This window comes from Streptomyces malaysiensis subsp. samsunensis (assembly GCF_024519315.1).
Lineage (GTDB): Bacteria > Actinomycetota > Actinomycetes > Streptomycetales > Streptomycetaceae > Streptomyces > Streptomyces malaysiensis.
The window spans coordinates 82991-92076 of record NZ_JANIIC010000050.1 but is presented as its reverse complement, the minus strand read 5'-3'; the positions used below and the strand labels follow the sequence as shown (position 1 = coordinate 92076).

The following is a 9086-nucleotide window of genomic DNA, read 5'->3' as shown; positions in this document are numbered from 1 at the left end:
CTCCGACAAGGCTGTGTCGACCTCGCGGATGGTGTCGCGGTAGAGAGCCGAGGTCTCCCAGAGGCGTTGTCCCATGCCGACCCACTGCGACCCCTGCCCGGGGAAGACCAGGACCGTCTTGCCACCATCCGGAGTGTGTCCGGTGATCTGTTCCAGTGCGGTGGCGAATTCCTCACGGGTGGAGCCCACGACCACGGCACGGTGTGGCAGCCCGGCCCGCGTGCTGATCAGCGAATGGGCGATGTCCCGCACCGAACCGTCCACGGTGGCCAGTTGGCGGGCCAGGTCTTTGAGCGCGGTTTCGTTTTGTGCGGAGAGCACCCACGGCACCGGACCGGAGGGTTCCAACTCAAGCCCGACGGGGCCGGAAGGCTCGGCCGATTCAGAGGGCTCGACGGGCTCCGTCGGCTCGGGCGCGGGCGGTGCCTGTTCGAGGATGACGTGCGCGTTGGTGCCGCTGACCCCGAAGGACGACACGCCCGCGCGCCGGGGGCGTTCGTCCGCGCCCGGCCAGTCCCGGGCCTCGGCCAGTAGCTCGACCGTACCCGTCGACCAGTCGACCTCCGGGGTCGGCTGGTCGATGTGCAGGCTCTTCGGCATCACCCCGTGCCGCATCGACAGGACCGCCTTCATCACACCGGCCACTCCGGCGGCGGCCTGGGTGTGCCCGATGTTGGACTTCAACGACCCAAGCCACACCGGGCGGTCACGGTCCTGCCCGTACGTCGCCAGCACCGCCTGGGCTTCGATCGGGTCGCCGAGTTTGGTGCCGGTGCCGTGTGCCTCGATGAGGTCGATGTCGGCCGCGGTCAGTTGGGCGTTGGTGAGTGCGTCGCGGATGACGCGTTGTTGGGAGGGGCCGTTGGGGGCGGTGAGGCCGTTGGAGGCGCCGTCCTGGTTGACGGCGGTGCCGCGCACGACCCCCAGCACCGGATGCCCGAGCCGCTGGGCGTCTGACAGCCGCTCGACCAGCAGCAGGCCGGCGCCTTCGGACCAGGCGGCGCCGTCGGCGGTGGCGGCGAAGGATTTGCAGCGTCCGTCGGGGGAGAGGCCGCGTTGGCGGCTGAATTCGATGTAGGAGGAGGGGGAGGCCATGACGGTGACGCCGCCGGCGACGGCGAGGGTGCATTCGCCGGCGCGTAGTGCCTGGACGGCGAGGTGCAGGGCGACCAGGGAGGAGGAGCAGGCGGTGTCGACGGACACGGCCGGTCCCTCGAATCCGAACGTGTAAGACACCCGGCCCGACACCACGCTCCCCGAGCCACCACTGCTCAGATAGCCCTCCAACTCCGGTGGCACAGTGCGCAGGCGTGAGATGTAGTCGTGGTACATCACGCCGGCGAAGACGCCGGTGCGGCTGCCGCGGAGTGAGGTGGGATCGATGCCCGCGCGTTCCAGCACCTCCCAGGTGGTCTCCAGGAGCAGCCGCTGCTGCGGGTCCATGGCCAGCGCCTCGCGTGGCGAGATGCCGAACAGGGCGGCGTCGAAGTCGCCTGCGTCGTGGAGGAAGCCGCCCTCGCGGACATACGAGGTGCCGGGGTGGTCCGGGTCGGGGTCGTAGAGGTGTTCCAGGTCCCAGCCACGGTCGGTCGGGAAGCCGGAGATGCCGTCGCCGCCCGAGGACAGCAGTTCCCACAGCTCCTCGGGTGAGGTCACACCGCCCGGCAGCCGGCAGGCCATCCCGACGATCGCGATCGGCTCACCGGATGGAGCGGCGGGGTCCGCCGGCTCCGTGTCGGGGCCCGCCGCGGATGTGTCGCCGAACAGGCGGCCGCCGAGGTAGGCCGCCAGGGCGTCGGGGTTGGGGTAGTCGAAGGCGAGTGTGGCGGGCAGCGCCAGACCGGTCGCCGCCGCCAGTCGGCCCCGCAGCTCCACGGCGCTGGTGGACGTCATGCCGATGTCGCGGAACGACTGTCGGCCGTGTACCGGTCGGCCGCCGGTGATCACGCCGACCTCGGACAGCACCAGGTCGAGCAGGGCACGGCCGCGCTCCGCCGCGGGGAGCCGGACCAGCCGTCCGGCGGCGCCGGTGTCGACGGCCGATGCGGCCAGTTCATGCCGTATCGCCAGCACCGACGCGTCGTCCACCGTGGTCGCCGCGTCGAACAGGGCGAGCCTCTCCCGAGACGTCAGCTCCTCGCGCGGCCCCCAGCCGAGGGCCAGCGCGGGCAGCCCCGCGGCGTGCCGACGGTTGGCCACCGCCTGGAAGACCGCATGCGCCGGGCCGTTGTCGATCGGTGCGGAGAGCACGAACAGTGCCGGGGGCGTCTCCCGGGTGAGTTCGTCCAGGGCCAGCGCGTCCTGGAGCGGGCCGAGTTCGACCTCGCCGGTGAGCGTGGTCGGCAGCGTCTCCGGACCGGCCACTTGCAATACGGCCGTGACCGGCGGCCCGGCCGTCTGGAACGCCTCCGCCAGCGATGCCCGGTCGCCGGGCGCGCGGACCGTCTGAGTCACGGACGCACCCAGCTCGGTCAGGCGCGCGACCAGGTCCGGTACGGCCGTGCGGGCGAGCAGCCGCACATGCCGTATGCCGTACGCGGCGACCAGGTGCCCGGCGAGCTCGGCGGCCTGCTCCTGGTCCGCGCCGGAGACCAGCACGGTGCCGTCCGGGTCCGGCCGGCTCACCCGCTGCCCGCTCCCCGCCCGTGCCAGCCGGGGGACCAGCACCTCGCTGCCGCGCACCAGCGCCCGTGGCTGCCCGGACGCCAGGACGGCCGACAGCGCGGCGGTCGCCTCGCCGCCGTCGGCGTCCACCAGCACCGGCGCGTCGTGCGGCGCGTCCGCCCGCATCGACTCCACCAGCCCCCAGACCGCGGCCTGCGCCGGGTCGTGGTCCGCACCGTGGGTCAGCACGGCCACCCGGCCGGACCGGTCGGTCAGCCCGGTCCGCACCGCGCGCAGCACCTCGTCGAGGGAGCCGCGCGGGCAGCCCACGACCGCCGACCCGGGCGCTTCGGGGTCCGCCGTCGCCACGTTGCCACCGGCCCGGTGCGCGGGGGTCGCCCGGTCGCCGTCGACCGGCCCGGCCTCCGTCACCGGCGCTGTCCACTCCACGCGGAACAGCGACTCGAACGACCCGGAGCTCACCGCCCGCAGCCGGGCCGGGCTCTGCGCCAGCACGTGCCGCTTGATCTTCCCGGACCCGGTGCGCGGTATGGAACCGATTTCGTACAGCTCCTCCGGCACCTTGAAGTACGCCAGGTGCTCGCGGCAGGCGGCGAACACCTCGTCCGGGTCGAAGCCGTCCGCGGCCGGTACGAGGAACGCGACCGGCACCTCGCCGAGGGCGGGGTGGGCCGAGCCGACGACCGCCGCGTCGGCCACGCCCGGCACTCGCAGCAGCACCTGCTCAACCTCGGTCGGGTGGATGTTCTCCCCGCTGCGGATGATCAGCTCGCTGAGCCGCCCGGTGATGGTGTGGTAGCCGAGGTCGTCGCGGCGGCCGAGGTCGCCGGTGCGGTACCAGCCGCGGGGCAGCGCCGCCTCGGTCGCCTCCGGCTGGTTGTAGTAGCCGACCATCAGGCTGGGCCCGCCGACCCAGATCTCGCCCTCCTCGCCGGTCTCGACACTCTCGTGGGTCTCCGGGTCGACGATCCGTACGGTCAGGCCGGGCACCGGCAGTCCGCAGGAGCCCTCGACCTGGGTCCCGTTCGGCCAGTTGGCGGTGATCAGGCCGCAGGTCTCGGTGCTGCCGTAGCAGTCGAGCAGCGGGACGCCGAAGGTCTCCTGGAACTCGGCGCGCAGCGTCGCGGTGCTGATCGCACCGGCCGACAGGCACACCCGCAGGTTCGGCAGCGACAGGTCGCCGTCCCGGGCGGCGTCCAGCAGATAGTGGTACATGGTCGGCACACCGGCCAGGAAGGTGAACTCCTCGGCGCGCAGCGTGTGCAGCAGCTCCTCGGCGTCGAACGCCTCGGTGATCCGCGCGGTCGCGCCGACCGCGGTCACGCTGAGCACGCAGTAGATGTGCGCCAGGCTGTGGAACAGCGGCACCGGCCACAGCACCCGGTCGGTCTCGGAGAGCCCCAGCACACCGGCGGACGAGGCGGCCACCGACCACAGGCAGCTGCGCTGGGTGGACAGCACGCCCTTGGGCCGACCGGTGGTGCCGGAGGTGTAGAGCATCCAGGCGATGTCGTCCAGCCCGAGGTCGTCGCGGGCGGGCTGCTGCGGTTCGGTCTCGGCGAGCGCGTCGAACGGCACCGCGCCGCTTTCCTCGTCGCCGGTGACCACCACGGTCAGATGCGGCCGTTCCGCCTGGAGCCGGCGGACCTGGGGCAGCCGGGTGTGGTCGGTGACGATGACCCGGGCCGCGCTGTCGTCGAGCAGATAGGCGAGCTCGGCGGTGGAGGAGTGCGGGTTGATGGGCACGCCGATCGCGCTGGCGCGCGCGATGGCCAGATAGCTCTCGATGGTCTCGACACAGTTGCCCAGGTAGATGGCGGCCCGGTCGCCGGGCAGCAGCCGCAGCTGGGCGAGGTGTCCGGCCAGCCGACGGGTGCGCGCCTCCAGCTGGGCGTAGCTGACGCCACGCCTCGAGTCGGCGAACGCGGTCTGGCTTCCCCTGCGGGCCGCGTGCGCTTTCAGCAGCTCGGGCAACGGCCGGATCAGCTCGCGACGGAGCATGCCACCACACCTCTCGGTCGTACCGGTCGTCCCGGTCGGTCGGCGCTCCGCTGACGGTGTCCGCCGACCCGCGGACGTCAATCCCGGCTTATTCCAAAGGCCGTGTCCGTAAAAGCGGCCAGCAGGCGGCACATTAACCAAGTGGAAGCCCGTAACACCCCCCTAGCCGCCCCCTAGTGGTCACTATTTTTTTGTACTCACCGGTCGCCGCCGCGGCCCGGTCGGGGCGCAGTGTAGCTTTTTTGACGGGCCGCAAGAACGCCTCCGGCGCATCGTTCCCGGGGCCATGAGAAAGCAACCCGAAGAGAGAACGCGGAGCCACATTGAACCCGTCATCGCTTGTCCTGAATGGGTTGACGTCGTACTTCGAAAACGGGCGCGCCAGGGGAGTACCCCCGGCCGGCAGAAACATCCTCGGGGTCGTCAACTACGCGTCCGTGTGCGAATACCCGACCCTTGACCACGGCTATCCCGAACTCGAAATCAACATGGTCGCCCCGACCGCGGAGCCCTTCGCCGAGGTATGGGTGACGGACGCCGAAGCGGAGCACGGCGAACGCGACGGAATCACCTACGCGCACGACGGCGAGTACTTCTTCTGTGCCGGTCGTGTGCCACCCACCGGGCGGTACACGGAAGCCACCAGAGCGGCGTACGTCACCATGTTCGAGCTGCTGGAGGAATTCGGCTACTCCAGCGTGTTCCGCATGTGGAACTTCATCGGTGACATCAATCGCGACAACGCGGAGGGCATGGAGGTCTACCGCGACTTCTGCCGCGGCCGGGCCGAGGCGTTCGAGCAGTGCCGGCTGGAGTTCGACCAGTTCCCGGCGGCCACCGGGATCGGCTCCCGGGGCGGCGGCATCGCCTTCTACCTGCTGGCCTGCCGGTCCGGCGGGCATGTGCACATCGAGAACCCCCGGCAGGTGCCGGCCTACCACTACCCGAAGCGGTACGGCCCGCGTGCGCCGCGCTTCGCCCGCGCCACCTACCTGCCGTCCAGGGCCGCGGACGGGGGCGGCGGCCAGGTCTTCGTGTCCGGCACCGCCAGCGTGCTCGGCCATGAGACGGCGCACGAGGGCGACCTGGTCAAGCAGTGCCGACTGGCGCTGGAGAACATCGAACTCGTCATCAGCGGCGGGAACCTGGCCGCGCACGGCATATCCGCCGGCCACGGGCTGACGGCGCTGCGCAATATCAAGGTGTACGTCCGCAGGTCCGAGGATGTGCCCGCGGTGCGCGAGATCTGCCGGGAGGCGTTCTCACCGGACGCCGATATCGTGTACCTGACGGTGGACGTCTGCCGTTCCGATCTGCTGGTGGAGATCGAGGGCGTGGTCATGTAGGACGGTCGGGCGCGCCCCGCGCCCTCGGAATGCCGATCGGCGCCCCGGAATATGGCCCGGGGCGCCGTAATGTCGCGTCCGGCCGCGGCGCGGCAGGAGCGGGAATTCAGGCCGCGGCGGTGTCCAGTGTCACCTTGCGCAGCGTCTCCGCGGTCTGACGGGCCGTCTCCAGTACGCCCGCGTCGGTCTCCGCGAGCAGTCCCTCGACCTCGGTGATGCGCTTGGCGGAACGCTCCGACAACACCACCGAGACGGTGTAGCGGAAACGGCCCTCGGGGTCCTGGTCGAGTTCGTTGATGACCGCGGTGAAACGCGGGTCGTCCATCACCTCGAAGTCGATGCGCCACTGGTCGCGGCGCGGCGTGACGCGTTCCCGCACGATGTCCTTGCCGAAGAAGACCGCCTCCCGCAAGAAACCGTCGGGGTACCGCTCGACGATGCGGCACTCACTGATCTGCGCCACGTAGTCGACCGGGCATTCCGCCTTGCGGAGGAGGGTCTCCCACAGCGCGTCGTAGCTGATGCCGTCCTGGTCGTCCGTCGTGGAATCGTTGATCAGGGCGGAATGAGAAATGATGATGGCCACTTAGTCTCGCTCTCAGCGGGTGCGGCGCCCTACCCGGTGCTGCCGCACGGTCTTCGGCTGACGGCTCGGCAGCCGCGAGCGTAGAGCGGGCCCGGCCGCACCGGGAATTCGGAGTTTTCCAACGTCTGTCCATCGGGCGGTAATTATTTGTCCTACGCCGCCCGGGTGACCGGCGTTTCCGCAGCTCAGCGCCGTATTGTTTGCCTTGACCAAGATGAGCGGATGATGGGAATGTATGCCCCGTGCAACGTGCCCTGATCCGGAGGAACAGATGAAAGCGCCACGACTAAATCCGAAATTATCAGTCAGCGTGATGTTCACCGTCTCCATGTTCGTGCGCATGCTCGACATGACGATCGTGACCGTGGCACTGCCGGCGATCAGCCGGGACTACCACGTGGATACGGTCAGCGCCGGTGTTGTCGTGGTCAGTTACCTGTTGGGCCTGGTCATCGGCATCCCCGCGGCGAACTGGTGCGGCGACCGGTGGGGCACCAAGCAGGTGTTCGTGCTCGGGCTGGTCGTCTTCACGCTCACCTCCGTCGCATGCGGGGTGGCCCAGAACCTGCCACAACTGATGATCTTCCGGCTTTTCCAGGGCCTCAGCGGCGGTCTGTTCGGGCCGGTGGTGATGGCGATGCTGGTGCGCACCTTCCCGCCGGAGGAGCGGATCAAGGCCAGCCGGGTCATGACCATCCCGATCGCCGCCGCCCCGCTGATCGGATCGGTGCTCGGCGGCTTCATCGCCGACTCGCTCTCCTGGCGCTGGATCTTCTACATCAACCTGCCCATCGGCGTCGCCGCGACCCTGTTCGCCGTGTTCTTCCTGGACGACGACGGGGTACGGGCGCGCAACCCGTTCGACGTCCTCGGCTTCGTCTACGCGGCCGGCGGGCTCACCCTGCTGATGTACGGGCTGAACAAGAGCGTGACCGAGGGCTGGACCTCGGCGCTTGTGCTGGGCTGCGTCGTCGGCGGTGTGGTGCTGCTCGGGCTGCTGGTCTTCACCGAACTGCGGGCCGCTCACCCCCTGTTGGACCTGAGGGTCTTCGGCAACCACATCTTCCGGATCAGCTCCGGCATCATCTTGATGATCACCGCGTTCAACGCCGCGTACAACTTCGTGTTCCCGCTGCTGTACCAGGAGGTGTTCGGCCGCTCGGCCCTGCGCGTCGGCATCGACATCGGCCCCGCCGCCATCGGGGCCATCGCCGGGGCACAGGTCGCGGTGAAGATGTACCACCGGCTCGGTCCGCGCAGGCACCTGCTGGTGTCGCTGACCGCCTCGTTCGTGGGCCTGGCGCTGATGGCGTTGATCGACGTCGACACGCAGCGGTGGCTGGTGTGGCTGATCATGCTTTACACCGGCGCGGTCAGCGCCATCGCCTACAACGCCGCGCAGACCACGTCGTTCGCCACCCTGACGCCGCAGCAGGTCGGGGTCGCCTCCTCGCTGTTCAGCACGGCCACCCAGACCGGCGCCGCGCTCGGCGTCAGCCTGCTCAGCACCGTTCTGGCCGGACTGGGCACCACCACCGACGGCGGTGCGCCGGATCTGTCCACGTACCAGCTGGGCTTCGTCATCACCAGCGGACTCGCGATCGTGGCGCTGCTGCTGACCCTGCGGGTCCGCGACAGTGAGGCGGCCGGCACGCTGGAGTCGAAGCCGGAGAAGGAGTCGGTCGCCGACGCGAATCCGGCCCCCTAAACCCCCCTAGAAACGACTCCGTCCCCGCCGCGCCGCGGCGTGCTCTCCCACCATGGAGGCCATGGCGAACCAAGTGAGCACGTCCGCGGAGCTGCTGGACTACATCACCTCGGTCTCGCTGCGTGACGACGAGATCCTGCGCGGCCTCCGCGAGGAGACCGCCGGGCTGCCGGGCGGCACAACGCTCCCGGTGGCCGCGGAGGAGGGCCAGCTGCTCGCCCTGCTGGTCTCGCTCACGCGGGCGAGGACCGTCCTGGAGATCGGCACCTACACCGGGTACAGCACGCTGTGCATGGCCCGCGCGCTGCCGCTCGACGGTCGGATCGTGACGTGCGACGTCACCGACAAGTGGCCGTCCGTCGGCCGCGAGTACTGGAAGCGCGCGGGCGTCGCCGACCGCATCGAGGTACGCGTCGGCCGGGCCACCGAGACCCTGGACGCGCTGCTGGCCGACACCGGCTTCGGGCCGGACTCCTTCGGCCTGGTTTTCGTCGATGCCGACAAGGCGAACTACCCGGCCTACTACGAGCAGGCGCTGCGGCTGGTACGGCCGGGCGGGCTCGTGGTCATCGACAACACGCTCTTCTTCGGCCGGGTCATCGACCCCGCCGCGCAGGACCCCGACACCGTCGCGGTGCGGGAGCTGAACGCCAAGCTGTTCACCGACGACCGCGTCGAGCTGTCGCTGCTGCCGGCCGCCGACGGCATCACGCTGGTCCGCCGCACCGCCGCCTGATCCACCGCACCACCCCAAGCCCCTTGCCGCCACGCCCTGCCGCCCGGCCGCACCGCGCCGGTGGCCGTGGCGGCTCGGCCCCCG

Annotated in this window: 5 protein-coding genes; 3 read left to right on the top strand and 2 right to left on the bottom strand. The window is 70.3% G+C overall.

What is annotated here, in order from left to right:
• Positions 1 to 4626 (bottom strand): beta-ketoacyl synthase N-terminal-like domain-containing protein (locus NQU54_RS34200; RefSeq protein WP_257634425.1); only part of this gene is annotated, 4626 nt, incomplete at its 3' end.
• 353 nt (positions 4627 to 4979) lie between these two features.
• Here NQU54_RS34200 and NQU54_RS34195 point away from each other — a divergent pair.
• Complete coding sequence (locus tag NQU54_RS34195) at positions 4980 to 5972, top strand: FkbO/Hyg5 family chorismatase (RefSeq protein ID WP_257634424.1); 993 nt, start codon at positions 4980 to 4982, stop codon at positions 5970 to 5972.
• A 106-nt stretch (positions 5973 to 6078) separates the two neighbouring features.
• Here NQU54_RS34195 and NQU54_RS34190 read toward each other — a convergent pair whose 3' ends face one another.
• Entirely contained in the window at positions 6079 to 6558 is a 480-nt protein-coding gene (locus NQU54_RS34190; protein WP_257634423.1) for an AtaL-like protein, read from the bottom strand.
• Between the two features lie 313 nt (positions 6559 to 6871).
• Between NQU54_RS34190 and NQU54_RS34185 the strand changes: the two genes are divergently transcribed.
• Together NQU54_RS34185 and NQU54_RS34180 are read left to right on the top strand one after the other, a co-directional pair.
• Positions 6872 to 8266, top strand: a complete 1395-nt coding sequence (locus NQU54_RS34185) for a DHA2 family efflux MFS transporter permease subunit (protein ID WP_257634422.1) — start codon at positions 6872 to 6874, stop codon at positions 8264 to 8266.
• A gap of 61 nt (positions 8267 to 8327) precedes the next feature.
• The gene (locus NQU54_RS34180; RefSeq protein ID WP_257634421.1) at positions 8328 to 9002 is read left to right on the top strand and encodes an O-methyltransferase; all 675 of its coding nucleotides are present in this window, start codon (positions 8328 to 8330) and stop codon (positions 9000 to 9002) included.
• Positions 9003 to 9086: the final 84 nt, after the last annotated feature.